We start from the raw sequence: 25,627 nt of genomic DNA on the forward strand, positions 1-25,627 counted from the left end.
CGGCTCGCCGTGCGGGCGAACCAAGATGGACAGCATTAACGGCGCATATAGAGCCACAAGGTGGTCGGCGCGAGCACGATGGTGAGCAGCGCCGGCGCAAACAGGGCCAGGCCGATCTCGTGCACGGTCGCGCCGCCATTCATCAGACCGCGCATGGCGGTCGTCATCAGCGAGACCGGGTTGATGTCGACGAAGGCGCGCAACCAGCCCGGCATCGTCGCGGGATCGACCATGATGTTGGAGGCGAACACGACCGGAAACAGGAAGGTGAAGCCGACGGTCATCACCGTCGTCGGCGTGCGGATCAACAGGCCGAGCACGAGGAATATCCAGCCCGTGCCGAAACCGATCGCGACCAGGAGCGCGAAAGAGGCGAGCACGCCGACCAAGCCTTCCTCGGGCCGGTAGCCGAGGATCAGTCCGATGGTCAAGATGATCGCGGCGGCGATCAGGTGACGCAGCATGTCGCCGACCATCAATCCGGCAAACGGCGCCAGCGGCCAGACCGGCAACGAACGAAAGCGGTCAAAGAGGCCTTTGCCGAGATCGGTCGACAGGCCCATGCCGGAATAGACGGCGTTAAAGACCACGGTCTGCACCAGAATGCCGGGCAGGAAGAATTGCAGATAGTCGCCGGTCGAGCCGGCGAGCGCGCCGCCGAACACGAAGGTGAACAGCAGCGTGAACATGATCGGCGTCATCACCAGATCGAAAAGCTGCTCAGGCACGTGCTTGAATTTCAACACCGCCCGCCAGGCAAAGACCAGCGCGTTGGACAACGCCGAGGGACGGCGCGGCCGCTCCACGCCATGCAAAGCGGCCGCCAGGGCACGGGTTCGGCTCATCGCTCGTCCTCCACTACCGGATCGCTCTCCACCCCCTGCCCGGTGAGGGCGAAAAACACCTCGTCGAGACTGGGCTGGCCCATCGAAAAATCGGACGGCTCGATCCCGGCCTCAATCAGCGCGGCGATCGCCTCGTTGGCGGTCTGCGCGCTACCGGCCTTCACCGACAATTGCGCGCCCTCGACGCTGGTCTGGACCGGACTTGCAAAGCGTGCCTCCAAAAACCGCGCCGCCTCGTCGAGCCGTTCGCGATCGGCGAGCGCGACATGCAAGAAGCCCGATCCCGTCTGCGCCTTCAATTCGCGGCTCGTGCCCTCGGCGATCTTGCGGCCGTGGTCGATCACGGCGATGCGGGCGGCGAGCTGGTCGGCCTCCTCCAGATATTGGGTCGTCAGAAGAATGGTGACGCCGGCATCCGCCAGACCGCGGATCATGCGCCAGACCGCCTTGCGCGCCTTGGGGTCGAGGCCGGTGGTCGGCTCGTCGAGGAACAGCACGCCCGGCGTGACGACCAGCGACGCGGCGATGTCGAGCCGACGCCGCATGCCGCCCGAATAGTCCTTGACCTGCTTGTGGCCGGCATCGGCCAAGTCGAAGGCGGCCAAAAGTTCGTCGGCGCGGGCTTTGGCGGCGCGGCCGCGAAACCCCCACAGCCGTGCCAGCATCAACAGGTTCTCGCGGCCGGTCAGATCTTCGTCGAGCGAGGCGAACTGGCCGGTCATGGCGATCAAGGCACGCACTTCGGCAGGTTCGCCCACCAGATCGCGGCCGAGAATGGTCGCCGTGCCGGCGTCCGGCCTGGAAAGCGTGGCGAGCATGCGCATCAGCGTCGTCTTGCCGGCGCCGTTCGGGCCGAGAATGGCGAAGATCATGCCGCGCGGCACATCAAGGTCGATGCCGTCGACCGCACGCACCGCACCGAAATGCTTGATCAGGCCGCGCGCGGATATGGCCGGCTGCGCGGCGGTATCGTCGAAAAGCGGTTTTCCCGCGGGCGATAGATCGTTCATGGGGCCGGTCCGTTTCCTGAGGCGAGACGGCCGGGCGGGCGACCGCATCAAGGGCAGACGCCTATAGCAGACGCAGGCGATCTCGGCACGTGGGGAAGAGACGGATGCTGACATTTGCCGCCGACACGCACGCGTCGCGCGCCCGACCATGGCTGTCTCTAGAGCCGTCCTGCTTTTCGCGGAATCGCAGACCGTCTCTAACGTATTGTTTTGACACGTTTCCGAACGGCGAACCGGCTTCCACTTCGCCTGGAAACGCTCTAGGAAGCATGTCGGCCCGACGCCCAATGGCGCAGGCAGGTTTGCACGATCACGCACGCGCCCTGGCGCAAGGCGGCAGGCGTGAGGCGGAATTGCGTTCCCTCGCCTGCCATCGGCACGTGGACGAAACCGCTCATCGCCGGATCGAGTCCATTGCAGGCCCCGGCCCGCGACAGGGTAAAGACTGTGTTGCACAAATAGCCGCCGGCATCGTCGGACCATTCGACCGGAAGGTCGTGTTCGCCGAGCGCTTTGGCGATCGCGTCAAGCGGTAGGCTGGAGGACAGTGTTGGCGGCCCGGCACATATGCGCTCGGACGCGGGCAGGCCGCCTGCCCGGTCGGGACGCGCGCCGGCATGGCTGTTGCGCGCGACGCGCTCAAGGCGAAAGCCGCGACACTCCGCGGCAAGCCCGAAATGTATGGCGATGTCGGGCGAAAAGTCGTTTCCGATGGCCGAGAGCTGGGTGGCGATCGTGGCATAGTCGACGTCGAGCACCGCCATGCGCAGCGCGCAGGGAATATCGAAGCGCGGCGGGGCGTCGGCCAGGTCTGCGACCAAAGCCTCGGTCGGGTTGACCGGCGCGCCCGGAAAAGGGCCGAACCCGGTCACGAGGATACGCGGACCGAGATCGCGGGCCGCGCCCATCACGCCACCGCCCGAACCATGGTGGTGGCGGACGAAAATCCGAAAATATGGCGCAGGACGCCGGTCGAGCCGGTCGCTCCGGCCGTAAATCCCTTGCGTTCGTAAAGCGCCTTGGCGCGCGGATTGGTATCGATCACGTCGAGGCGCAGTTCGGCAACGCCGCACTTTCGGGCGTGCTGGCAGACGGCGTCGAGCAGCGCTGATCCGATGCCCAGGCCGCGCGCCTGCGGGGCAACGGCGATGCCGTCCATCAACAATTGGCCGTCGGCCAGGTCGCGCTCCAGCGCCGACAGCAAGAGCCCGCGCCACACCGCGCCGAACCAACCGTAAACGGCCGCCATCTCGGCAAGACCGCCGCCGACCATGGCGCCGTCTTTTGTTTTGAAGCCGGCAATGCCGAGCAGCGTGGCGCCGTCGCCGCTGACGGCCGAAATGGCAAAGGCGGGGTCAATCACCGAGGCGATGAAACGCTCGCCGCGACCGTCGCGGCCAAGCACACCGCCGATCTTGCCGGAAAAGGCTTCGAAATAAAGCGCGGCGGCCTGGCCGCGAAACGTTTCGGGAAACCCTGCGGTGATGCACCAGTCCTTGCCCAAGCGGTCGCTACTCCTTCGCCGGCGCGACCACCCGCAGGTTGAGGTCGCGCAATTGCTGCGGCATGGCGGGCGACGGCGCACCCATCAACAGGTCCTGCGCCTGCTGGTTCATCGGGAACATCGTCACCTCGCGCAAATTCTTCGCCCCGACCAGCAACATGATGATGCGATCGATGCCGGCCGCCATGCCGCCATGCGGCGGCGCGCCATATTGGAACGCCCGGTAGAGACCACCGAAACGCTCTTCCACGGCAGCGCGGTCGAAACCGACGATCTCGAACGCCTTGACCATCACATCAACAAGATGGTTACGAATGCCGCCCGATGCAATCTCGAAACCGTTGCAGACGAGATCGTACTGGTAAGCCTTGATCGACAGCGGCTCCGCGCTCTCCAGCGCCTCCAGCCCGCCCTGCGGCATGGTGAAGGGGTTGTGGCCGAAATCGACCTTCTTGTCGTCCTCGTTCCATTCGTAGAACGGGAAGTCGACGATCCAGGCGAGCTCGAATCGGTCGCGGTCGACCAGGTTCAGCTCCTCGCCGGCGCGGGTACGCGCACTGCCCGCGAAGGCGGCGAATTTCTTCGGGTTGCCGGCGACGAAGAAACAGGCATCGCCGTCTTCGAGGCCGAGCTGAGTGCGGATCGCCTCGGTGCGCTCCGGCCCGATATTCTTCGCCAGCGGTCCGGCGCCTTCCAGCCCCTCGCCTTCCTTGCGCCAGAAAATGTAGCCGAGGCCGGGCTGGCCCTCGCCCTGCGCCCAGGAGTTCATCCGATCGCAGAAGGCGCGGCTGCCGCCGGTCCTGGCCGGAATCGCCCAGACTTCGGCCTTGTCGTCATTGGCCAGGATGTTGGCGAAAACCTTGAAGCCGGAGCCGCGGAAATGCTCCGACACGTCCTGCATCTCGATCGGGTTTCTGAGGTCGGGCTTGTCGGACCCGTATTTGCGCATCGCCTCGTCATAGGGAATGCGCGGGAAGACTTCCGTCACCGGCTTGCCGTCGGCGAATTTCTCGAAAATGCCGCGCATGACCGGTTCCATGGTCGAAAACACGTCTTCCTGCTCGACGAAGCTCATTTCGAGATCGAGCTGGTAGAATTCGCCCGGCAGGCGGTCGGCGCGCGGATCCTCGTCGCGGAAGCAGGGCGCGATCTGGAAATAGCGGTCGAAGCCCGACACCATGATCAACTGCTTGTAGATCTGCGGCGCCTGCGGCAGCGCGTAGAACTGGCCCTCGTGCAGACGCGAGGGAACCAGAAAATCGCGCGCGCCCTCGGGCGAGGACGCCGTCAGGATCGGGGTCGAATATTCGGTGAAGCCGACCTCGCCCATCGCACGGCGCATCTCGGCGATGATTTTCGTGCGCGCGACGATGTTCTTGTGCAGGGTCTCGCGGCGCAGGTCGAGGAAGCGGTATTTCAGCCTTATGTCCTCGGGATAGTCAGGCTCGCCGAAGACCGGCAGCGGCAGTTCCTTAGCCTGCGACAGCACCTCGATGTCGCGCGCGAAAATCTCCACCTCGCCGGTCGGCAGGTTCGGGTTGACGGTGTCTGCGGTGCGGGCCTTGACCTCGCCGTCGACGCGGATCACCCATTCGCCGCGCACGGTTTCCGCCGTCTTGAACGACGGGGAATCGGGATCGGCAACGATCTGGGTCAGGCCGAAATGATCGCGCAGGTCGATGAACAGCAGGCCGCCATGGTCGCGGACGCGATGAACCCAGCCGGCGAGGCGGACGGTCGCGCCGACATCGGCTTTTCTCAGTTGGGCGCAGGTGTGGCTGCGGTAGCGGTGCATGAGGGAAATTCCGGTCTGTGGATTCAAGGGGGACCGGCGTTGCGCCGCCTGGTCCGGAAAGTGGCGCGAAAAGCGCATGGGCGGGGCGTTTTGTCAAGGTGACGACGGGGCGGCCCGGCGGGCCAGCCGGCCGACCGGGGCCCGGCCACTTGTCTCAGATCAAGGCATCGCCCGGGAGCGCATGATGAGTGCCCGCGATAGGGTTTGGCCTGTTGAGAGATAGAATAGCGTATCAATACAGGGTCGCGTGCCGGAGAAGCCATCGTGAGAGCCGTCCGTATCCTTGGTCTTTTGGCGGTTGCCGCCGCGATCGCGTTCGGCGCCTACTGGTACTGGTCGCGTCCGATTGCGGTCACAACCGTGTCACCGACGCGCGGCGACGCCGCCGAGATCGTCTACGCCGCCGGCATCGTTGAGCCGCGGAACTGGGCCAAGGTCACGGCGCTGGTGCGCGAACGCATTGTATGGGTGTGCAATTGCGAGGGCGAACGCGTCGCCGAGGGTGACGAGCTGGTGCGCCTAGACGACACCGAGGCCGCCGCCGTCCTTGCGGAACTGAAGGTGCGCCATGCGCTGGCGGCCGCCGAGCGCGACCGCATCGCGCTGCTGGTCGATCGCAACGTCGTCAACCAGACCGAACTCGACCGGGCGCATTCGGCGGTCGCGCAGCTCGAAGCGCTGATCGCCGGCCAGGAGGCGCGGATCGCCAACTACGTGCTGACCGCGCCCAGCGACGGCGTGGTTCTGCGCCAGGATGCCGAGGTCGGCGAAATCGGCGAACCGGGCATGGTGCTGTTCTGGGTCGGGCGTCCCTCGCCGCTGATCATCGTGGCTGAGGTCAACGAGGAAGACATTCCGCGCGTGGAGACCGGTCAGCAGGCGCTGCTGCGCGCCGACGCCTTCGCCGGCCGCACGCTCGAAGCCACGGTCGACAGTATCACGCCGAAGGGCGATCCGGTGACCAAGACCTACCGCGTGCGCCTTGCCCTGCCCGCCGTCACGCCCCTGCGCATCGGCATGTCGGTCGATGTCAACATCGTGGTGCGGGTGTCGCGCCAGGCCCTGCTTTTGCCGACGCTGGCCGTCACCGAAGACATGGCTTTCGTGGTCGAGGGCGACACGGCGCGCCAAAAAGCGCTCGAAACCGGCATTCGCGGCACGACCCATATCGAAGTGCTCGGCGGGATCGACGAGGAGGCGCGCGTGATCTCGCCCTATCCGGAGGCGATCGAGGACGGCCAGCGCGTGCGGGCCGGCGCGGACGGCTGATGCGCCTGATTCTCGACATCGCGCTGACGCATATTGTCGGGCGCGGACGCCAGACCTTCGTCGCCGTGATCGGGGTGGCCGTCGGGGTCGGCTTTTCCATCGCCATGGCCGCCCTGATGCAGGGCGGTCAGGACGATTTCGTCGAACAACTGATCGACACCATGCCGCATGTACAGATCACCGACGAGCGCCGGACCTCGAAACGCCAGCCGGCCGAGGACCGCTTCGCCGCCGCGCAGATATCCGGGTTGAGACCGCCCGACGACCGGCGCGGCATCATCAATCCCACCGCCGCCATGGCCTGGCTCGACGCCTGGCTTCCCGGGCGCTATTCGGCGAGCCTGAGAACCCAGGGCGTGGTGCGTTACGTCGGACGCGAGGCCGGCGCCTCGATCGTCGGGGTCGACCCGGCGACCGAACGGGCGGTCTCGCCGATCGTCGGCGATTTCGTCGCCGGCAGTTTCATCGCGCTCGGCGCGGGCGGCAACAATATCGTCATGGGCGACCGCATGGCCGACAAGCTCGGCGCCGGGCTCGGCGACACGGTCTCGGCGGTGTCGTCGACCGGACTGTCGCGCGCGTTCCGGATCGTCGGCCTGTTCCACACCGGCACGACCGCGCGCGACGAGGGCGAAGCCTATATTCTTTTGAAGAACGCGCAGATCCTGTCGGAACGCGCCAACGCCATCAACGATATCCGCGTCAAGCTCGACGACCCGTTTTCCTCGCCGCCGATCGCCCGGCGGATCGAGGCCGAACTGGGCTACAAAGCGGTGGCCTGGCAGGAGGCCAGCGAGGGCATCATGGAGGCCTTCGTGGTGCGCAACGTCATCATGTACACGGTCGTTGCGGCGATCATGCTGGTGGCCGGCTTCGGCATTTTCAACATCGTGTCCACCATCACCCACGAGAAGGCGCGCGACATCGCCATCATGAAATCGCTGGGGTTTTCGCAAAATGACATGCAGCGCATGTTCGTCATCGAGGGTCTGGCGATCGGCGGGGCTGGCTCCGCGCTCGGCTGGGCGCTCGGCTTCGCGCTGACCACCGCGCTCGCCTCGGTGCGTTTCGAACTCGACGCCGGCGGCCAGGAAATCACCAACCTGCCGATCGCCTGGAGCGGGCTGCATTACGCCATCGCCAGCGTCTTCGCCCTCGGTTCGGCGGCCGTCGCCGGCTACCTGCCGGCCCGGCGCGCGGCGCGGCTCAATCCGGTCGACATTATCCGGGGGGCGTCATGAGCGCGCTGATCGAGGCCGACGGGCTGACCCGCATCCTGCCCGAGACCGTGCCGGTCACGCTGGTCAAGGATGTCAGCCTTTCGATCGATCCGGGCGAGTTCGTCGCCATCACCGGCCCGTCCGGATCGGGCAAATCGTCCCTGCTCTACCTGCTCGGCCTGCTCGATCTGCCGACATCCGGACGGCTGAGCGTCGACGGCCGCGATTGCGGCGACATGGACGAGGCCGCCCGCGCGCGGCTGCGGCTCGACAAGATGGGTTTCGTGTTCCAGTTCCATTTCCTGCTGCCGGAATTTTCCGCCCGCGACAATATAGCGATCCCGATGCGCAAGCTCGGCCGGCTGTCGCGGGGGGAGATAAACGACCGCGCCGAGGCCCTGCTCGCCTCGCTCGGGCTCGAAGACCATGTGCACAAGAAACCGTTCCAGCTTTCCGGCGGCCAGCGCCAGCGGGTCGCGGTGGCGCGCTCGCTCGCCAACGATCCCGCGCTGCTGCTGGCTGACGAACCGACCGGCAGCCTCGATTCGAAAAGTTCCGAACAGGTGTTTTCGATCTTGCGGGCGCTGGTACGCGAACAGGGCAAGACCGTGCTCGTGGTCACGCACGACATGGAGATGGCCGGACGCATGGACCGGCGCATCCACCTGGTCGACGGCATGCTGGCCGATGCCGAGGCCACCGTCTGACACCCGGGCCGGCCAAAGCGCATGGCGTGACGTTTTCGCAACCGAACAGGTCCGATTGGCACTAACGCACGGCGCGAAATCGCGGCATGATCGCCGTCGTCCGATTCCTCCCGCACACGCGGTCCATGTCCTCGATCCGTCCCCTCATCCCCTTGCTGATCGCCGCCGGCATCCTGCTCGGCGGCAACGGGCTGCAAGGCACGTTGATCGCGCTGCGCGGCGCCCAGGAAGGCTTCGCGCCGTCGACGATCGGGCTGATGGGCACGGCCTATTTCGGCGGCTTCCTGCTCGGCTGCCTGGCGATCTCGCGCATCATGAAGGCCGTCGGCCATGTGCGCGCCTTTTCCGCGCTGGCTGCGATCGCGTCGGCCGGAACCCTGCTCTTGGTGCTGATGATCGATCCCGCGACCTGGTCGGCGATCCGATTTGCCAGCGGGTTCTGCTTCGCCGGGTTGTTTACCGTCATCGAAAGCTGGCTCAATTCCGGCGTCGCCAATCGCGACCGGGCGCGCGTGCTGGCACTTTATCGCATCGTCGACATCGGCGCGGTCACCGGCGCGCAGTTCCTGATCCCCATCTTCGGCGCCGACGGATTTTCGGTGTTCGCGGTGATGTCGATCATGATCACGCTGTCGCTGGTGCCGGTCTCGCTCGGCGACCGGTCGAACCCCGTCCCGCCCGCCGATGTCCGGCTCGACCTCGGCCGGGTGTGGCGCATCTCGCCGGTCGGGGTGATCGGCTGCGTGGCCGTCGGCATCACCAACAGCGCCTTCCGCACCTTAAGCCCGGTCTACGCCGAGCAGATCGGCATGTCGGTCACCGATGTGGTGACTTTCGTCAGCGCCGGCATCATCGGCGGCGCGCTGATCCAGTACCCGCTCGGCTATCTGTCGGACCGGTGGGAGCGGCGCGCGGTTCTGCTGATGACCACGGCCTGCGCGTTGGGCGCGGCGCTGGCGCTGGTGTTTTTCGCCGGCGCCGGCCCGCTCGCCAATTTCGCGCTGGTGTTCATCTTCGGCTCCTTCGCCATGCCGCTGTTTTCGCTTTCAGCCGCGCATGCCAACGACCGCGCCGGCAAGGACGAATTCGTGCTCGTCAACGCGGCGCTGATGCTGTTTTATTCCTTCGGTGCGATCGGTGGCCCGTTCGCCGCCTCGACCGCGATGGAATGGTTCGGCCCGCGCTATCTGTTCGCCTTTTCCGCCGTCATCTACGCAGCGCTGATCGCGATCATCGTGCACCGCATGCTCACGCGCAGGAGCGTTCCGGCCGAGCAGCGCGGCCGTTTCACCGCGCTGTTGCGAACCTCGACGGCGTTTGCCCGGCTTGCCCGGCGACGCGACGATACGCGTCACGGCGACGACGGCCGATAGACGGACCCGCATCGTCACACTCTCCCGCCGCAGCTTTCTCATCGCCGGGAGGAAAAACCTTTCCATCAAACTGCTTCCATCTGACGATAAACGGCACTAAAGACCGGTTATGCATGTGATTACGACCACCGCCGAGCTCGCCGACATAGTTGCAAGCCTTTCGAAGTCCGACTTCGTCACCGTCGACACCGAATTCATCCGCGAAACCACCTTCTGGCCGGAACTGTGCCTGATCCAGATGGCCGCGCCGGACGTGACGGCCCTCGTCGATCCGCTCGCGCCCGGCATCGATCTGGCGCCGTTTTTCGACCTCATGGGCAATGAGCGCGTCACCAAGGTGTTCCACGCCGCGCGCCAGGACATCGAGATCGTCGTCCATCGCGGCGATCTGGTTCCGCAGCCGCTTTTCGACACCCAGGTCGCGGCCATGGTGTGCGGCTTCGGCGACAGCGTGTCCTACGAGCAGCTGGTCCAGAAAATCACCGGCGAGCGCATCGACAAGTCGTCGCGCTTCACCGATTGGCGCCGCCGGCCGTTGACCGACCGCCAACTCGCCTACGCGCTGGCCGACGTCACCCATCTGATCGACGTCTACCGCCATCTGCGCGACGAGCTCGACCGGGAGGGCCGCGCCCATTGGCTCAACGAAGAAATGCAGGTGCTGACCACACGCGAGACCTACGCGCCGGACCCCGAGGATGCCTGGAAACGTCTTCGCGTGCGCCTGCGCAAGCCGATCGAGCTGGCCGTGCTGAAAGCGGTCGCGACATGGCGCGAGCTCGAAGCACGCGAGAAGAACGTGCCGCGCGGGCGCGTGCTGAAGGACGACGCTATCAGCGAAGTCGCCGTCCAGCAGCCGCAGGATCAGGCCGCGCTGGCGCGGCTGCGCACGATCCCGAAAGGCTGGGAGCGTTCAGGCGCCGCGGCCGGCGTGCTTGAGGCCGTGAACGCCGCGCTGGCGGTGCCGCGCGAAGACATGCCCCGGCTGCCCAAGCAACCGCAACTGCCCGAAGGCACGGCCGCCGCGGTCGAGCTGTTGAAGGTGTTGTTGAAACATGTGGCCGAGAAAGAGGGCGTCGCGGCAAAAATGCTCGCCTCGGGCGACGATATCGAGCGTATCGCGGCCAATGGCGCGGAGGCCGACGTGCCGGCGCTGCATGGCTGGCGACGCGAGGTGTTCGGCGAAACTGCGCTCAAGCTGGTGCGCGGCGAGCTCGCTTTGCGCTTCGAGGACAGGAAGGTCGCCATCTTCGAGCCGGGCTGACGCGGCACGCGCCGCGCTCGAACCCCGATTGCCCACGGACCCCAGAGTCGTTCCTCGTTAAATGGAATCTTTTGACCGCCGAGATTTCGCGGTCTGGCCACGAGCGTGCGGCGATGCGGTGCAGGCACCGTGAGCCGCGCGCGACTCCGTCCAGAACGCGAAAGGCCAAGGTCAAGCGATTGCGGTTTGACGGGCGATATCAACACCGTAGGCGTGGACGGCTTTTTCGCCCCGCCCATGCCGCCGCTCTTGCCTGATATTGATATCGCGCTGCGGACTTCTTCTTGCCGGAGCGAAAAATCCATTCCATCAAACCGCTTCCAGTTAAAGAGGAACGGCTCTAGCTCTCCAGCCGCAACTCCAGCGGACGGCCGCTCAGCTTGGCCAATTGCTGGAGCCGCCCCTGCGGCCGCTCGCCCATCAGGGCCGCGTGCGTTTTCGGGACTTCGAGCGCGAGGCCATCTTCACCGTTGGCCACCCAGCGCAGCCGGGGAATGATGCCGGGCATCGAGGCAGAAAGCAGGTAGACGACCCGCAACAGCCCGCCCAGCATCCGGGCACGCTCCAACAGGCGCGGCGTGGCCAGGGCGCGTATCTCGGGCGCGGCGGCGTCGTTGAACAGACCTTCGTGACGGTAAAGATTGGCCAACGCGATAAAGGCGCGGCCGGGGTGACTGACGCCGATGAAGGACCCATGGGCGATGATGTTGAGGGACTGGGTGCCGCGATAGTCGGGGTGGGCGCGCCAGCCGATATCGGCCAGAAGGCAGGCCGCGCGCCGGTAACGCATCTCCTCCTCGGTTTCCTCCAGCCCGAAGGCGGCAAATGCCGTCCCGGTCCAGTCGGCAAGCTCGCGGGCGTGGGTTACGGAGCGCGCGCGCAGGACGGCCAGTTCCTCCGCTGCCGAAAGCAGGGGGTCGGAACGGCGGTCGTTTTCGCCGAGCAGCGAAAACAAATATCCTTCACGTACGCCGAGGCCGGAAATGACGATCTTGCCGGGCCTCATCACCCGGATGATTTCCTGCAACACTGCCGCGCCGTAAGGCAGCAGCGCGCGACGGTTTTTCGAGACGTGCTGGATGCCCTTCATCTTGTCGATTTCGCCGCGCGCGACATGCTTGAGGAAATCGGCCGACTTTTCGACGTCCATCTCGTAATTGTGCATGACGTGCAGCGGGTAATCGGTAACGTGCATATGCAATCGCGCGAGATTTCGCCAGGTCCCGCCGACGCAGTAGAAATTGCGCCCTTCCCCGCCTTTCAACAGCGACGCCCGCGCGATCTCGCGCCGCGCGATGCGTGTCGCCGCGGCGACGGAGCCCTTGGACATTTCCTGCAGACGCAACCCGCCGAGCGGCAGCGTGATGCCGTCACCGATCACCTCGCCCCTGACATCGACGAGTTCCAGGCTGCCGCCCCCCAGATCACCGCCGATGCCGTCGGCCGGATAGAAACTCGATATGATGCCGAGCGCGGAATAACGCGCTTCCTCGCGGCCGCTCAGCACCCGGACCGGCACGCCAAGAATGGCTTCGGCGCGTTCGATGAAATCGACCCCGTTTTCGGCCTCGCGCGCCGCGGCAGTGGCAATGACGTGGAGCGCTTCGGCGCCGGCCTGCTCGGACAGCGCGCGAAAACGGCGCAATTCCTCCACCGCGCGCCGGACCGCGTCGCTATCGAGCCGGCCGGTCGACACAAGTCCCTTGCCGAGCCCTGCCAGCATCTTTTCGTTGAAGAGTACGGTCGGCGCCCGCGCGATGCCCTCGTAGACGACCAGACGGATCGAGTTGGAGCCGATGTCGATGACCGAAAGCGGATGGCGGTCCTGAAGCCGCCCCTGGGATGTCGCATTCATCAGGAGGGGGCTTGCCTGGCCTTCTTGCGCCGGCCGTGCCGGACGATCCGTTTCGGGGCATTCGATTTCAGCGCGTCTCCGCGCCCGGACAGGCTTGGATTGGTCATGAAATATTCCTGAGCATTGAAGGGCTCTTCCCCGTCTTCCGGCATCATGCGGCGCGACGTTCCGTCCGGCAATATTTCGAAACTCTGCTGGTTGTCCATGATATTTCCCAACATGATCTGGTCGAGCACCTGTTCATGCACAGTTGGGTTGGTAATCGGGACCAGCGCCTCGACACGCCGGTCGAGATTGCGCGGCATCAGATCGGCGGACGAGAAATACAGCACCGCCTCGTCCGACGGCAGGCCGTGGCCATTGCCGAAGCAGAAGATGCGACTGTGCTCGAGAAAGCGCCCGACGATCGACTTGACGCGAATATTGTCCGACAAGCCGGGAACCTGCGGTCGCAGGCAGCAAATGCCGCGGATGACGAGATCGATCTCGACCCCCACCTGACTCGCGCCGTAGAGCGCGTCGATGACGGCGGGATCGACCAGTGCGTTCATCTTCATCCATATCTGTGCCGGACGGCCGGCGCGCGCGTGCGCGACCTCGTCCGCGATATGGCGCAGGATACGCTCGCGTAGCGTAAAGGGGGAAATCGCCAGCCGCATCTCGCGGTCCGGTTCGGCATAGCCGGTGATGAAATTGAAGACCTGCGCGACGTTGCGCGCGATCTCGGGATCGCAGGTGAAATAGGACAGGTCGGTGTAGATGCGCGCGGTGATCGGGTGATAATTGCCGGTGCCCATATGCACGTAATTGCGCAGCTTTTGGTCCTCGCGCCGCACGACCAGAGACATCTTGGCGTGGGTCTTCAGTTCGAGAAAGCCGAAAACGACCTGCACACCGGCGCGCTCCAGATCGCGCGCCCAGCGGATGTTGGCCTCCTCGTCGAAGCGCGCCTTGAGCTCGACCAGCGCCGTGACCGACTTGCCTGCCTCGGCCGCGTCGATCAGGGCGCGCACGATGGGGCTGTCGTTGGAGGTGCGATAAAGGGTTTGCTTGATCGCGACGACCTCGGGATCCTGGGCGGCCTGGCGCAGGAACTGCACGACCACATCGAAGGATTCGTAGGGGTGGTGGACGATGATGTCCTTTTCCCGGACGGCCGCGAAACAGTCGCCGCCATGGTCGCGGATGCGTTCGGGGAAGCGCGGATTGTAGGGCGCGAACTTCAGATCGTCGCGCGGCACCGAAGCGAGTTCGGAAATCTGACTCAGCGCGAGCGGACCTCTCAGCACGCTGATGCGGCCGGGCACGACGCCGAGTTCGCCGGCGACGAAATCGCGCAGAACGGCCGGCATCTCGCTTTCGAACTCGATGCGGATCACCGATCCGCGCCTTCGCCGCTTGAGCGCCGTCTCAAACAGCCGCACGAGATCCTCGGCCTCCTCCTCGACCTCGATATCGCTGTCGCGGATGATACGGAAAGTGCCGGATCCAACAACCTTATAACCGGGAAACAGTCGATCGATGAACAGGCCCACCACCTGTTCGAGCGTGATGAAACGCACGTTCGGTCGGTCCGCCGGCAGGCGTATGAAGCGTTTCAACGCCACCGGCAGGCGCAACAACGCCGTCATCTCCTCGCCATCCTCGCGCCTGGACAATTGTAAGGCGATCGAAAAGCCCAGATTGGGTATGAACGGGAACGGGTGCGCCGGATCGATCGACAGCGGCGTCAGCACCGGAAAGATCGATTCGAGGAAATGTTCCTCCAGCCATGACTGGTCGGAGGGCGACAGCGCATCGCCGCGAACGACCTCTATGTTCTCCGCCTCCAGCAGTTCCATCAGCGTGGCGAGCGATTCCCGCTGGTCGTTCTGGAGGCGCTCGACCTCGCGCAGCACCTGCTCGAGCTGCTGCTCGGGCGTGCGTCCATCTGGGCTGCGCAGGGCGATGCCCTCGCGTACCTGGCCGGCGAGACCAGCGACACGGACCATGAAGAACTCGTCGAGATTGGCAGCCGATATCGACAGGAAACGCACCCGCTCGAGCAAGGCGTGACGCGGGTTCTGGGCCTCGTCCAGCACCCGGCGGTTGAACTGCAACCAGGAGAACTCGCGATTGACAAACCGTTCGGGCGTGCCCTCGCCCAGGTCGGCGACGGCCGACACATCCTGCTGGAATTCACTGTGGACGGGCTTTAGTTCGTTCATCACCGCACTCGGTTCGATTTCATGTTGCACGGGCGGCGATTCATTGCCAATTTTCCGGCGCGCCGCCCGGCGTGTCCGCGCCGGATGCCCCAGCCTTGCAAATACGCCGAATATGATACAAAGGCGAGGCACGTGTCACGCGCAGCGGAAAGATCCTTGAGGAGCAGACAGATGGCCGGCCATTCGATTCCGCATTTCCAGAACGACGCAGGGCACGCGGCGATCGAGATCGGCGTGAAGGAATTCATGTGCGTCGGCGCGTCGGACCCGTTCGATCATCCCCATGTCTTTCTCGACATGGGCGAGGAGGACGAACTGGTCTGTCCCTATTGCTCGACGCTCTATCGCTTCAATGCCGCTCTGAAGGTGGAAGATACCAGCCCCGAAGGCTGTCTCCACCGCCCGCAGGCGGCGTGAGGACGAGGCGGTCTTCCCCGTGAAGACCTCCCCGCCATCGCTCCAGGTGCTCGTGGCCGGTGGCGGCATTGCCGGGTTGACGGCCGCGATCGCCTTTGCAAGCCGGGGCTATTCGGTCAGGCTGTTCGAACGGGCTCCGGGCTTCGCCGAGATCGGCGCCGGGCTGCAGCTTTCACCCAACGCGACGCGACTCCTGCGCCGTCTCGGCGTGCTCGACCGTCTGCTGCCGGCCGCTGTCAGGCCGCAAGCGGTCGTTCTGCGCGACGCGCACGGACTGGGCGAACTTGGCCGCGTCCCGCTCGGACAGGCCGCCGAGCGGCGCTGGGGGGGGCCTTATCTGACCATCCATCGCGCAGACCTGCAAAGCGCGCTACTCGCGCGGGCCGGGCAAGACCCCAACATCACGATCGTAACCGGGGCGGCCGTGCGCGACGCCGCCTTTCACGCGCGGGGCGTCACGCTGTCGACCGACCGCAACGGCACGATCGAGGAAGCAAGCGGCGGGCTGTTGGTCGCAAGCGACGGGGTCTGGTCGACGCTGCGCGGAGCCATACTCGACGGCATGGACGATTCCTTCACCGGGCTGGTCGCCTGGCGCACGACCCTGCGGCGCGGTGCGGCCACGGACTTTGCCGAACGCCTGATCGGCGCCGATGTGGTGACGGCCTTCCTACATCCGCGCTTCCACCTCGTCGCCTATCCCTTGCGCGCCGGAGCCGCGATCAATCTCGTTGCGGTGACGAAGGGCGACGCGCAGAGCCAGAGCTGGACGGCTGGCACCGACGCGACCGCCCTGAAAAAAGCAGTGAGTGGCGCGGCAAAACCGCTCGCCGAGCTCGTGGAAAGCGCGGGCACCTGGACAAGCTGGCCGCTCCACATCGTCGACGCCAAGGGTCCGTGGACCCGCCCGGAAGGCGTTGTGCTGATCGGCGACGCCGCGCACGCGATGACGCCGTTCGCCGCCCAGGGCGCGGCGATGGCGATCGAAGACGCCGAGGTGCTGGCCGGCATCGTCGCGCTTCATGACGACGACATCCCGCTCGCACTGCAGATCTACGAGACCGAGCGCCGGCCTCGGGTGTTGCGTGTCGAGCAGCGCGGCGCGCTCAACCGGTTTGCCTGGAACGCGTCCGGGCCAGTGGCGCTGGTGCGCAATTTCGTGCTCAAGAGGCGCTCGGGCGCCCGATTGGCGGCCGATCTCGACTGGCTCTACGGCCAGGACGTCACGCAATCTTCCGGTTGACCGCCGCCGGGCTGCGGCCGGCGCGCGGCTACCAACCGACGGTCTTTGTCGCGACGGCGGCGGCCACGGCGTCCGGCGGTCCGCCGGCCAGTTCGCGCAGTGAACCGGCGAAAACCTTGAAATAGGCGCGCGACTGCATGGTCTTCAGCGTTTCCGTGCTGTCCCACTGGCCCCAATGGATGCGGGTCTGGCCGTCATCGGCGACCGCGACCTGATAGATGAACCTGCCGGCGACAGCCTCATCGGCGTTTATGGCGGCGATGAAGGCGTCGATGACGCCACGCCATTTTTCCTCCGGGCCTGAATATTTGTAACTGATGGTGATCGATCGCATGGCCGCCCTCTTTGTTTAACTATTTTGCTAAACAAACTAAGCCTCGACCGTCAAAAGTTCAATGATGGCGCGCGAGGCTGCTGACAGATATCGGAAACCCCGCCGTCACCGCGCCGCTATCGGCTGCGGATTGTGACGCCGCAGCGACCAGCGCAGCAATCCCGGCAGCGGCGTCCACCCTCCGGTCCGGATACCGGCCCGACGAAGCGCCCGCGCGGTCCAGACATTGCACCCCACGAGCGCGTTGAAACGCCCCCTGGCTTCGTAGAACCGATCATAAGCGCCATATCCGGCATTAGGGAGCAGAACCGGGTCGCCACCGGCTCCGGGCGCGAAACTTTGCCCGACAAAGTCGAGCAAGGCCGAAAAGCCGGCCTCGTCGATCTCCAGCGGCGTGACGGCGGGGTGCTCAAGCGGAATTTCGCCGGCAATCTCGACATGCATCACCGAACGATCGAGCGTCAGCGCCCGCAGGATTGGCACCAGCTTGAGATCGGCCCATGTCGGTGTTTCCAGATAGAAGGACCGCCCGCCCCAGCCGACGACCAGCCACCGCGCATTGCCGTCAAAAAGCGGAAAGCCATCGCCGGCCAGCATCTTAAACCGGCCGCGGACATGACCGTCGAGCGGCAGCGCTATGTCGGTGTGGATCGGGTTCGACAACAGCAGGATCAATCGCGACGGCGTCTGGGGGGCGGCGACGCGTTGAGCCTGGAAAGGCAGGGGAATGAGCACGCCCGCCGCGATCGCCGCGATCACGAGACCTGCGATAACCACCAAACCCCACAAAGCCCGCCGCATCGATACGGTCCGCCCCGCCGCCGGCCGCCGCGGCGGGTGCCTAATGCAGGATCTGGCTCAGGAACAGCTTGGTGCGCTCATGCTGTGGGTTGTCGAAGAATTTGTCAGGCGTGTTCTGCTCGACGATCTGCCCCTGATCCATGAAGATGACCCGGTTGGCGACCTCGCGCGCGAACCCCATCTCGTGCGTGACACAGATCATGGTCATGCCTTCCTCGGCGAGGCCGACCATGGTGTCGAGCACCTCCTTGATCATCTCGGGATCGAGCGCCGAAGTCGGTTCGTCGAACAGCATGATGCGCGGGTTCATGCACAGCGAGCGTGCGATCGCCACGCGCTGCTGCTGGCCGCCGGACAGCTGGCCGGGATATTTGTCGGCCTGTTCGGGGATCTTGACCCGCTCCAGGAAATGCATGGCGGTGGCCTCGGCCTCCTTTTTTGGGATCTTGCGCACCCAAATCGGGGCCAGCGTGCAATTCTCCAGGATTGTGAGGTGCGGAAACAGGTTGAAATGCTGGAAGACCATGCCGACCTCGCGCCGAACCTCGTCGATCTTCTTCAGGTCGTTGGTGAGTTCGATGCCGTCAACGACGATCTTGCCCTTTTGATGCTCCTCGAGGCGGTTGATGCAGCGGATCATCGTCGACTTGCCCGAACCGGACGGACCGCACACTACGATCCGTTCGCCGCGCATGACCTTGAGATTGATGTCCTTGAGCACATGAAAGTCGCCGTACCATTTATGCATCCCGACGATCTCGATCGCGACATCCGTGTCCGAAATCTGCATCTTGGACCTGTCGACGGCGATCTCCTCGGCGCCGACAGCATTTTCGCTAGCCATCGAGTTTCCCCTTTTTTGTCGTTCGTGGCCGTGGATATTCGGCTATCGCTTGTGACCAGTGTCGAGAAGCCTTTCCATGAAAATCGAATAGCGCGACATGCCGAAACAGAAGCACCAGAACACGAAACCCGCGAAAACCAGCCCCGTCATCGGCGTTTGCGGCGAGGCCCAGGTGGCGTCGGAGAAGTTCTGACGCACCGCGCCCAGAAGATCGAACATGCCGATGATGTAGACCAGGCTGGTGTCCTTGAAGAGCCCAATGAAGGTGTTGACAATGCCGGGGATGACCAGTTTGAGCGCCTGCGGCAACACGATCAGGCCCATTTTCTGCCAATAGCCGAGACCGAGCGAATCCGCCCCCTCGTACTGGCCTTTGGGAATCGCCTGCAGGCCGCCGCGCACCACCTCGGCCATATAGGCCGACGCGAACAGTGCCACGCCGATCAGCGCGCGCAGGAACTTGTCGAAGGTGACGCCGGCCGGCAGGAAGAGCGGCAGCATGACGCTGGCCATGAACAAGACAGTGACCAGCGGCACGCCGCGCACGGTCTCGATGAAGATGACGCATATCATCTTGACCACGGGCATTTGCGACCGGCGCCCGAGCGCGAGCACGATGCCGAGCGGCAACGAGACGGCGATGCCGACGAAGGACAACACCAGCGTAACCATCAGTCCGCCCCACAGCGGCGTCTCGACATACTCCAGGCCGAACCAGCCGCCGACCAGCAGGAAGAAGGCGACCACTGGAAACACAACGAAGAGCAGGATTGCGTTCAGCGCCTTGTGTGGCGCGCGCGGGACGAGCAGCGGCACGATCAGAAGCACGAACAATACCCCGGTCAGGGCTACGCGCCAGCGTTCGTCGATCGGGTAGCGCCCGTAGAGGAATTGCTGAAACTTCGCGCCGACGAAGGCCCAGCAGGCGCCCGACCAGCCGTCGGGCTGGACGCCGCCCTGCGCCACGGTGGCGCAGAAGGAGCGGTCGCTGCCGGTCCATTGCGCATCGATGAAGGCCCAGTTCAAAAGCGGCGGCAACGAATAGGCGATGAACAGCACCGCCAGCACCGTCAGCACGCCATCGAAGGGGGTGGCAAACATGTTCCGGCGCAACCAATGGCCGAACCCCTTTTGGCCCCTGGGCGCCGGCTGGTTGGCGACCAGTTCGGCGCGCACGAAGGAAAGGTCGTGTTCTTGCATGTTAGCGCTCCACCAGCGCCATGCGCGCATTGAACCAGTTCATGAAAACCGAGGTGGCGAGACTGAGCCCGAGATAGACCACCATCCAGATGGCGACGACCTCGATCGCCTGACCGGTCTGGTTGAGGATCGTGCCGCCGATGGCGACGAGGTCGGGATAGCCGATCGCGATCGCCAGCGACGAGTTCTTGGTCAGGTTCAGATATTGGCTGGTCAGCGGCGGAATGATGATGCGCAGGGCCTGCGGGATGATGACCAGCCGCAATGTCGTTCCCGAGCGCAGACCCAAGGCGTAGGATGCCTCGGTCTGCCCCTTGCTGATGCCGAGGATGCCCGCGCGCACGATCTCGGCAATGAAGGAGGCGGTGTAGAAGGACAATGCGAGGTAAAGCGCCAGGAATTCGGGCTTCACCGAAATGCCGCCGACCAGGTTGAAGGTCGACAATTGCGGAAACTCGAAGCTGAGCGGAAAACCGGTCAGGGCGAAAGCCAGCAGGGGCAGGCCCAAAAGCAGCCCGAGCGAGGTCCACAGAACCGGAAATTGCTGTCCTGTCGCCATCTGGCGCGCGGCAGCGCGCCGCTTGACGAAAAAGATCATCGCGATCGCCAGGAGCAGCGCCAAACCGATCAGCCAAGCCCCCTCGCCCCAGATCGGCTTTGGAAAGAAGAAGCCGCGGCTGTTCAGATAGGAGCCGAAGGGCAATCCGATCGAATCGCGCGGCAGCGGCAGCACCGAGAGCACGCCGAAATACCAAAAGAAGATCACCAGCAAGGGCGGGATGTTGCGAAAGACCTCGACATAGACTGTGCAGATCTTGCGCACGAGCCAGTTGCGCGACAGGCGTCCGACGCCGACCAGGAACCCGATGATCGAGGCGGTGAAGACACCAAGAACAGCAACCACGAGGGTGTTCAACAGACCGACGACGAGCGCGCGGCCATAGGTGGAGTCCGAATCGTAGGCGATCACGCTGGTGGCGACGTCAAAGCCGCTGCGTCCGCTCAGAAAACCGAAGCCCGAGGAAATGTTGGAGCGCTGGAGATTCTCGATCGTGTTGCCCACGATCCAGTAGACGAACGCGAAGAGCCCCACGAAGACGAGGACCTGAACGACGATCCCGCGAACCTTCGGATCATAGAGCAACGACGCCTTTGCTACGCCGTCGTCGCGGACGGTGTCCTGACTGGCCATCTGATCCCTCCCGACCCTGAATATCCGGGAGGCACGTGGGCGCGCCTCCCGGTGGTCCAGGAAAAGATCAGCGGATCGGCGGCGCGTAGAGGATGCCGCCCTTGGTCCAGAGCTGGTTCAGGCCACGGGCGATCTTGAGCGGGCTATCCTGGCCGATATTGCGCTCGAAGCTCTCGCCATAATTGCCGACCGCCTTGATGATGTTGACGACCCATTCCTTGTCGAGGCCCAGATCGGCGGCGAGCGTGGAATCCGGCTCCATGCCCAGCACGCGCTTGAGCTCGGGATTGTCGGACCCCTTCATCTCGTCGACATTGGTCTGGGTGATGCCGAGTTCCTCGGCGATGACCATCGCGTTCAGCGTCCACTTGACGATGTCGAACCATTGATCGTCGCCCTGGCGCACGACCGGACCGAGCGGCTCTTTCGAGATGATCTCCGGCAACACCACGTGATCGTCCGGCGCCGACAATGTCAGGCGGATCGAATACAGACCCGACTGGTCGGTGGTGTAGACGTCGCACCGGCCCGAATCGTAGGCGGCGTTGACCTCCTCGAGCTTTTCGAAAACAACCGGATTGTATTCCATCTTGTTGGCACGGAAGTAGTCGGAAAGATTGAGCTCCGTCGTCGTGCCGGTCTGCACGCAGACCGAGGCGCCCGAAAGCTGAAGCGCGGAATTGACGCCCGGCAGCTTCTTGGCGTTGATCATGAAGCCCTGGCCGTCATAATAATTGACGCCGGCGAAATTGAAGCCGAGCGAGGTGTCGCGGCTGAGCGTCCAGGTGGTGTTGCGCGACAGAAGGTCGATCTCTCCGGACTGCAGCGCGGTAAAACGCTCCTTCGCGGTGGTGGGCGTGTATTTCACCTTGGTCGCGTCGCCGAAAACGGCGGCGGCGACCGCCCTGCAGATATCAACGTCGAAGCCCGACCATTCACCCTGGTCGTTGGGGGCGGCGAAACCGGCAAGGCCGGTGTTCACACCGCATTGGACGAAGCCCTTGGACTTCACGTCGTCGAGTGTCGCGGCGGATGCGGCGGATGCGGCAAGTCCGAGAACCGCCGCGCCAAATACGCCGGTCAGAAGTTTCGCTGTCATGGTTGGAACCCTTTTCTGTTTCCCCGGGGTCTCGTTCCCCGTTGTCTTTTCCCTCTCGGAGGCTAAGCAGTTCGCCCGGACCCCGCCCGGACAAGCGCCGCGTCGCCGGACGTTGTTCCGCGCCTCCCACTCACGGACGCATCGAAGGCCATTCTGACCTTCTGGTCAAGGGCGAATGGCAGGAATAGCGAGCGTTCGCAGGCCTGCGAAGCGGTTTTTGTCCCCGTCGGCATTCTACAACTCATCCGCGAGACGCGCTGACAGTCCTACCCCGTCGCGACAATGCTCCGCGGAAGGCGTTTCGGAAACGCGGGCGGGGCCAGAAGCACCCGGGGGGCAGGCGGAAAACGATGCCGCGCAAGGCCAGCCAGCGCGCCAGGAACAGCGTGTAAAGCGTTCCCACCAGGAAACCGGCAACCACGTCGGTCGGGTAATGGGCGGCCACACCGATCCGCATCGAGGCCAAGATCAGCCCGAGCGGCAGAATCGCGACGGCGGCGCGCGGAAACCACAAGAGCAAAACCATGGTCAGCGCCCCGGCCACCTGCGCGTGGCCGGACGGGAAGGAGGCGAAATCGTAACCGGGCGCGAACGGATCGAAATAGCCCGGCCCGAGCGTTTCGAGGAATTTCGGCCGGGCACGGCCGACCAAAAGCTTGGCGAGGTTGGTAAGCAGGCCGGAAACCGCGATTGCGAGAAACACGAAACCGGCCTGGCCCGACAATTTCGCCCAGACCGGCCGCCATTTCCGCTCGGTCCGGCGCCAGTCCACCACGCCGGCCAGCAAAAACACCGCCAGCGCGGCAACCAGATAGACCGTCGACTTGGCGACGTCGGTAAACCGGGTGCTGAGATCGACGAAGACCGGGCTGGTGCTGCGCACGTAGTCGACAAGGACCGAATCCTGGAAATGCAGTAGGAAGATCGTGTAGACGCCGACGAGCGCGACCAGCGTCATGCGGTTCGACCAGGCCGGCGGGCCGTCGCGCCTGAGCGGTGGCGCCCAGAACCGGATATGCGCCTCCCGCAAATAGGCCCAATACGCGCCAACACCCCGTGTCATCCGGTATCTTTTCCCGTTTCACCAGTTTCGCGCTACGGATTCGCTGGTTCAGCGCCGCCAGCAATGCACCAATCGGCGCAGGCCTGACAAGCTTTGACCTGCCTGGGAAGGCCAGCCGACAGTAATCCTTGGCGCAACCGGACTGCGATATTGCCTCGCGCCCGCGCCACGACTAAGGCTTTGTCCGCCGCAACCGATGCGAGGACCGATGAGCAGGAAGACGCCGACACCCAAGACGCCGACACCCAAGACGCCGACACTGGGGATTAACACGCTTCTGACACATTGCGGGAACGATCCGCGCGACTATTTCGGCTTCATCAACCCGCCGGTGGTGCACGCCTCGACCGTGCTTTTTCCCGACGCGGCCACGATGGCCTCGCGCAATCAGAAATACACCTATGGCACGCGCGGCACGCCGACGAGCGACGCGCTCGCCGAGGCGGTCGACACGCTCGAAGGCTCGGCCGGCACGATCGTCGTTCCCTCCGGCCTGGCGGCGGTGACGGTGCCGCTGCTTGCCTTCCTGTCGGCCGGCGACCATGTGCTGATCGTCGATTCCGTCTACAATCCCACCCGTCGGTTCGCCGACACGATGCTGGCGCGGCTCGGCGTCGAGGTGCAATATTACGCGCCGGAGATCGGCGCCGGCATCGAATCGCTGATGAAATCCAATACTCGCGTGGTGTTCACCGAGGCGCCGGGTTCCAATACGTTCGAGATGCAGGACATTCCCGCCATCGCGGCCGCGGCCAAGCAATGGGGCGCGGTGGTGATGATGGACAATACCTGGGCGACGCCGGTCTATTTCCGACCGCTCGATCACGGCGTCGACATCTCCATCCACGCTTCGACCAAATACCCCGCCGGCCATTCCGATGTGCTCTTGGGCACCGTGTCGGCCAATGCCGAGCACTGGCCGCAATTGCACGACACCTATCTGACGCTCGGCGCCTGCGCCGCGCCAGACGACGTTTATCAGGTGCTGCGCGGCCTGCGCACGATGGGGGTGCGGCTCGAACGCCACCAGCAAAGCGCGCTGGAACTGGCGCGCTGGCTCGAAGGCCGGAACGGCGTGGCGCAGGTGTTGCACCCCGGCCTCGAGAGCCATCCCGGCCACGCCATCTGGAAACGCGACTTTTCCGGCGCGAGCGGGATTTTCTCGATCGTGCTCGACGGCGGCGGCACGGAAAAGGCGCATGCCTTCCTCGACGCGCTGACGCTGTTCGGGCTCGGCTATTCCTGGGGCGGCTACGAAAGCCTCGCCGTGCATGTCTGGCTCGGCGACCGCACGGTTGCGAGAAGCGACTATGGCGGCCCGCTGATCCGGCTGCAGATCGGGCTTGAGGATGTCGCTGACATCAAGGCCGACCTCGAACGCGGGCTGGCGGCGGCCACATCGGGCTGAGGCCCGAAACGGCGGGCGCGGTGGCGAAGTTTGGATGCCCCCGGGATTCGGTCGCCGAGCTCAAGTCCACCTTTGAGCGCCACCACCTGGCCGAAGATCGGCAGGCCGGCGATGCCGCGATCCGCCGGATGGAGCGGGACACCACCCGAATAATAAAGTGCAAACTGACCGTAAACGGCGATGGCTTGACGGCAAGCACTTCAGGTAAAACCTTGAAATAACTGGCGATCCCGGCAGGACTCGAACCTGCGACCATCGGCTTAGAAGGCCGGTGCTCTATCCAGCTGAGCTACGGGACCGTCGCACGGACCGGTACGGCCCGGGACCGAGTTGGATGCCTCAATGCGTCCAGGGCGTCTTGCGGTCATAGCGGAAATTTTCCGCGTAGGAAATCTGGCGCCGACGAAGCTCCTTCGGCTCCTCGACACGGAAGGCCACGCCCTGTTTTTTGGCATAGGCGACCGCCTCTTCGCGCGTCTCGAAGGAGAGCTTGATCTGGCTCTTCATGTCGGCCGAGCTGGTATAGCCCATCAACGGGTCGATCTTGCGCGGCTTTTCCGGCTCGAATTCGAGAATCCAGCGTCCGGTCTTGGCCTTGCCGGACTGCATGGCGGTCTTGGCGGGGCTGTAGATGCGGGCTGACATCGGTGTTTCCTGCTTTTTTTTGAGGCAAATGCGTCTGTCGGCACTGCCCTAGCCAGAATCAGGCCGTTTGCCAAGCCCGCGTGGCGCACGACCGGCCGGCCGCCGCGCGAGTGTCACCCATGTCTCCGGTATAAAACGCAACCTATGTGTCCGGTATGGACCGAAGAAAAATGGTCGGAGCGGCAGGATTTGAACCTGCGACCCTCTGGTCCCAAACCAGATGCGCTACCAGGCTGCGCTACGCTCCGACTGCCGGATGGCATTGATCGCACTATGCTTTTCGGCGCGAAAACGCAAGAGCCGAATTTTCGAAGCGGAGCAAAAACGGAACA

Annotated in this window: 24 protein-coding genes and 2 tRNA genes; 9 read left to right on the top strand and 17 right to left on the bottom strand. The window is 64.6% G+C overall.

Annotation, left to right across the window (positions count from 1 at the left end; genetic code table 11):
* Positions 1–35 precede the first annotated feature (35 nt).
* The 5 genes from GN330_RS18640 to aspS all read right to left on the bottom strand — a co-directional run bounded on the left by GN330_RS18640 (position 36) and on the right by aspS (position 5,154).
* Complete coding sequence (locus GN330_RS18640; RefSeq protein WP_156714208.1) at positions 36–845, bottom strand: ABC transporter permease; 810 nt, start codon at positions 843–845, stop codon at positions 36–38.
* On the bottom strand, positions 842–1,855 hold the full coding sequence (locus GN330_RS18645; RefSeq protein WP_156714209.1) for an ATP-binding cassette domain-containing protein: 1,014 nt from the start codon (positions 1,853–1,855) through the stop codon (positions 842–844). Before GN330_RS18645 ends, GN330_RS18640 begins: the two co-directional genes overlap by 4 nt.
* Before the next feature lie 260 nt (positions 1,856–2,115).
* Entirely contained in the window at positions 2,116–2,763 is a 648-nt protein-coding gene (locus GN330_RS18650; RefSeq protein WP_156714210.1) for a pyroglutamyl-peptidase I, read from the bottom strand.
* Complete coding sequence (locus GN330_RS18655; RefSeq protein ID WP_156714211.1) at positions 2,763–3,359, bottom strand: GNAT family N-acetyltransferase; 597 nt, start codon at positions 3,357–3,359, stop codon at positions 2,763–2,765. The genes GN330_RS18650 and GN330_RS18655 overlap by 1 nt, the downstream gene beginning before the upstream one ends.
* 7 nt (positions 3,360–3,366) lie before the next feature.
* Complete coding sequence (gene aspS, locus GN330_RS18660; RefSeq protein ID WP_156714212.1) at positions 3,367–5,154, bottom strand: aspartate--tRNA ligase; 1,788 nt, start codon at positions 5,152–5,154, stop codon at positions 3,367–3,369.
* 264 nt (positions 5,155–5,418) lie between these two features.
* On the opposite strand from aspS, the gene GN330_RS18665 reads away from it, so the two are divergent.
* The 5 genes from GN330_RS18665 (at position 5,419) to rnd (ending at position 10,987) form a co-directional block, all read left to right on the top strand.
* A complete protein-coding gene (locus GN330_RS18665; protein WP_343040893.1) occupies positions 5,419–6,423 on the top strand; it encodes an efflux RND transporter periplasmic adaptor subunit in 1,005 nt (334 codons plus the stop codon).
* Positions 6,423–7,664 carry an ABC transporter permease gene (locus GN330_RS18670; RefSeq protein ID WP_156714213.1) on the top strand — a complete coding sequence of 414 codons (1,242 nt, stop codon included), beginning with the start codon at positions 6,423–6,425 and terminating at the stop codon, positions 7,662–7,664. Before GN330_RS18665 ends, GN330_RS18670 begins: the two co-directional genes overlap by 1 nt.
* Positions 7,661–8,350, top strand: coding sequence for an ABC transporter ATP-binding protein (locus tag GN330_RS18675; protein WP_156714214.1), 690 nt, complete (start codon positions 7,661–7,663; stop codon positions 8,348–8,350). The genes GN330_RS18670 and GN330_RS18675 overlap by 4 nt, the downstream gene beginning before the upstream one ends.
* Before the next feature lie 125 nt (positions 8,351–8,475).
* Entirely contained in the window at positions 8,476–9,723 is a 1,248-nt protein-coding gene (locus GN330_RS18680) for an MFS transporter (RefSeq protein ID WP_156714215.1), read from the top strand.
* Positions 9,724–9,832: 109 nt separating this feature from the next.
* Positions 9,833–10,987, top strand: a complete 1,155-nt coding sequence (gene rnd / locus GN330_RS18685; RefSeq protein WP_156714216.1) for a ribonuclease D — start codon at positions 9,833–9,835, stop codon at positions 10,985–10,987.
* 340 nt (positions 10,988–11,327) lie between these two features.
* On the opposite strand, the gene ppx is transcribed toward rnd, so the two are convergent.
* A complete protein-coding gene (gene ppx / locus GN330_RS18690; RefSeq protein ID WP_156714217.1) occupies positions 11,328–12,842 on the bottom strand; it encodes an exopolyphosphatase in 1,515 nt (504 codons plus the stop codon).
* The gene (locus GN330_RS18695; protein ID WP_156714218.1) at positions 12,842–15,049 is read right to left on the bottom strand and encodes an RNA degradosome polyphosphate kinase; all 2,208 of its coding nucleotides are present in this window, start codon (positions 15,047–15,049) and stop codon (positions 12,842–12,844) included. Before GN330_RS18695 ends, ppx begins: the two co-directional genes overlap by 1 nt.
* A gap of 171 nt (positions 15,050–15,220) precedes the next feature.
* Between GN330_RS18695 and GN330_RS18700 the strand changes: the two genes are divergently transcribed.
* Both GN330_RS18700 and GN330_RS18705 read left to right on the top strand, forming a co-directional pair.
* Positions 15,221–15,466 (top strand): zinc-finger domain-containing protein, encoded by a 246-nt coding sequence (locus tag GN330_RS18700; protein WP_156714219.1) that lies wholly within the window; start codon positions 15,221–15,223, stop codon positions 15,464–15,466.
* A 19-nt stretch (positions 15,467–15,485) separates the two neighbouring features.
* Positions 15,486–16,709: an FAD-dependent monooxygenase gene (locus GN330_RS18705; RefSeq protein ID WP_343040897.1), complete on the top strand. Its 1,224-nt coding sequence runs from the start codon at positions 15,486–15,488 to the stop codon at positions 16,707–16,709.
* 28 nt (positions 16,710–16,737) lie between these two features.
* On the opposite strand, the gene GN330_RS18710 is transcribed toward GN330_RS18705, so the two are convergent.
* The 7 genes from GN330_RS18710 to GN330_RS18740 form a co-directional block, all read right to left on the bottom strand.
* Positions 16,738–17,043: a hypothetical protein gene (locus GN330_RS18710; protein WP_156714231.1), complete on the bottom strand. Its 306-nt coding sequence runs from the start codon at positions 17,041–17,043 to the stop codon at positions 16,738–16,740.
* Between the two features lie 105 nt (positions 17,044–17,148).
* Positions 17,149–17,844, bottom strand: a complete 696-nt coding sequence (locus GN330_RS18715) for a TIGR02117 family protein (RefSeq protein ID WP_156714232.1) — start codon at positions 17,842–17,844, stop codon at positions 17,149–17,151.
* Positions 17,845–17,884: 40 nt separating this feature from the next.
* The gene (locus GN330_RS18720) at positions 17,885–18,688 is read right to left on the bottom strand and encodes an amino acid ABC transporter ATP-binding protein (RefSeq protein WP_156714233.1); all 804 of its coding nucleotides are present in this window, start codon (positions 18,686–18,688) and stop codon (positions 17,885–17,887) included.
* A 42-nt stretch (positions 18,689–18,730) separates the two neighbouring features.
* Positions 18,731–19,888 carry an amino acid ABC transporter permease gene (locus GN330_RS18725; RefSeq protein ID WP_156714234.1) on the bottom strand — a complete coding sequence of 386 codons (1,158 nt, stop codon included), beginning with the start codon at positions 19,886–19,888 and terminating at the stop codon, positions 18,731–18,733.
* A 1-nt stretch (position 19,889) separates the two neighbouring features.
* A complete protein-coding gene (locus GN330_RS18730) occupies positions 19,890–21,080 on the bottom strand; it encodes an amino acid ABC transporter permease (RefSeq protein WP_156714235.1) in 1,191 nt (396 codons plus the stop codon).
* 67 nt (positions 21,081–21,147) lie between these two features.
* Complete coding sequence (locus GN330_RS18735; RefSeq protein ID WP_156714236.1) at positions 21,148–22,179, bottom strand: amino acid ABC transporter substrate-binding protein; 1,032 nt, start codon at positions 22,177–22,179, stop codon at positions 21,148–21,150.
* Positions 22,180–22,420: 241 nt separating this feature from the next.
* On the bottom strand, positions 22,421–23,242 hold the full coding sequence (locus tag GN330_RS18740) for a phosphatase PAP2 family protein (RefSeq protein ID WP_156714238.1): 822 nt from the start codon (positions 23,240–23,242) through the stop codon (positions 22,421–22,423).
* 208 nt (positions 23,243–23,450) lie between these two features.
* On the opposite strand from GN330_RS18740, the gene GN330_RS18745 reads away from it, so the two are divergent.
* Together GN330_RS18745 and GN330_RS18750 are read left to right on the top strand one after the other, a co-directional pair.
* Complete coding sequence (locus GN330_RS18745; RefSeq protein ID WP_156714240.1) at positions 23,451–24,650, top strand: cystathionine beta-lyase; 1,200 nt, start codon at positions 23,451–23,453, stop codon at positions 24,648–24,650.
* Between the two features lie 20 nt (positions 24,651–24,670).
* The gene (locus tag GN330_RS18750) at positions 24,671–24,871 is read left to right on the top strand and encodes a hypothetical protein (protein ID WP_156714242.1); all 201 of its coding nucleotides are present in this window, start codon (positions 24,671–24,673) and stop codon (positions 24,869–24,871) included.
* A 1-nt stretch (position 24,872) separates the two neighbouring features.
* Here the strand turns inward: GN330_RS18750 and GN330_RS18755 are convergent.
* The 3 genes from GN330_RS18755 to GN330_RS18765 all read right to left on the bottom strand — a co-directional run bounded on the left by GN330_RS18755 (position 24,873) and on the right by GN330_RS18765 (position 25,543).
* Positions 24,873–24,949: transfer RNA gene (locus tag GN330_RS18755), tRNA-Arg, on the bottom strand.
* A gap of 40 nt (positions 24,950–24,989) precedes the next feature.
* Positions 24,990–25,295, bottom strand: a complete 306-nt coding sequence (locus tag GN330_RS18760) for an ETC complex I subunit (RefSeq protein WP_127597110.1) — start codon at positions 25,293–25,295, stop codon at positions 24,990–24,992.
* Between the two features lie 171 nt (positions 25,296–25,466).
* Positions 25,467–25,543: transfer RNA gene (locus GN330_RS18765), tRNA-Pro, on the bottom strand.
* Between the last annotated feature and the right edge of the window lie 84 nt (positions 25,544–25,627).

It is taken from the genome of Nitratireductor arenosus, from assembly GCF_009742725.1.
Taxonomy (GTDB): domain Bacteria; phylum Pseudomonadota; class Alphaproteobacteria; order Rhizobiales; family Rhizobiaceae; genus Mangrovimarina; species Mangrovimarina arenosa.

Coding starts and splice junctions, on each gene's coding strand:
- GN330_RS18715 (WP_156714232.1), bottom strand. CDS start 17,844: ATGCGGCGGGCTTTGTGGGGTTTGGTGGTTATCGCAGGTCTCGTGATC.
- ppx (WP_156714217.1), bottom strand. CDS start 12,842: ATGAATGCGACATCCCAGGGGCGGCTTCAGGACCGCCATCCGCTTTCG.
- GN330_RS18720 (WP_156714233.1), bottom strand. CDS start 18,688: ATGGCTAGCGAAAATGCTGTCGGCGCCGAGGAGATCGCCGTCGACAGG.
- GN330_RS18730 (WP_156714235.1), bottom strand. CDS start 21,080: ATGGCCAGTCAGGACACCGTCCGCGACGACGGCGTAGCAAAGGCGTCG.
- GN330_RS18645 (WP_156714209.1), bottom strand. CDS start 1,855: ATGAACGATCTATCGCCCGCGGGAAAACCGCTTTTCGACGATACCGCC.
- GN330_RS18650 (WP_156714210.1), bottom strand. CDS start 2,763: ATGGGCGCGGCCCGCGATCTCGGTCCGCGTATCCTCGTGACCGGGTTC.
- GN330_RS18700 (WP_156714219.1), top strand. CDS start 15,221: ATGGCCGGCCATTCGATTCCGCATTTCCAGAACGACGCAGGGCACGCG.
- GN330_RS18695 (WP_156714218.1), bottom strand. CDS start 15,049: ATGAACGAACTAAAGCCCGTCCACAGTGAATTCCAGCAGGATGTGTCG.
- rnd (WP_156714216.1), top strand. CDS start 9,833: ATGCATGTGATTACGACCACCGCCGAGCTCGCCGACATAGTTGCAAGC.
- GN330_RS18675 (WP_156714214.1), top strand. CDS start 7,661: ATGAGCGCGCTGATCGAGGCCGACGGGCTGACCCGCATCCTGCCCGAG.
- GN330_RS18745 (WP_156714240.1), top strand. CDS start 23,451: ATGAGCAGGAAGACGCCGACACCCAAGACGCCGACACCCAAGACGCCG.
- GN330_RS18710 (WP_156714231.1), bottom strand. CDS start 17,043: ATGCGATCGATCACCATCAGTTACAAATATTCAGGCCCGGAGGAAAAA.
- GN330_RS18760 (WP_127597110.1), bottom strand. CDS start 25,295: ATGTCAGCCCGCATCTACAGCCCCGCCAAGACCGCCATGCAGTCCGGC.
- GN330_RS18670 (WP_156714213.1), top strand. CDS start 6,423: ATGCGCCTGATTCTCGACATCGCGCTGACGCATATTGTCGGGCGCGGA.
- aspS (WP_156714212.1), bottom strand. CDS start 5,154: ATGCACCGCTACCGCAGCCACACCTGCGCCCAACTGAGAAAAGCCGAT.
- GN330_RS18640 (WP_156714208.1), bottom strand. CDS start 845: ATGAGCCGAACCCGTGCCCTGGCGGCCGCTTTGCATGGCGTGGAGCGG.
- GN330_RS18680 (WP_156714215.1), top strand. CDS start 8,476: ATGTCCTCGATCCGTCCCCTCATCCCCTTGCTGATCGCCGCCGGCATC.
- GN330_RS18725 (WP_156714234.1), bottom strand. CDS start 19,888: ATGCAAGAACACGACCTTTCCTTCGTGCGCGCCGAACTGGTCGCCAAC.
- GN330_RS18740 (WP_156714238.1), bottom strand. CDS start 23,242: ATGACACGGGGTGTTGGCGCGTATTGGGCCTATTTGCGGGAGGCGCAT.
- GN330_RS18735 (WP_156714236.1), bottom strand. CDS start 22,179: ATGACAGCGAAACTTCTGACCGGCGTATTTGGCGCGGCGGTTCTCGGA.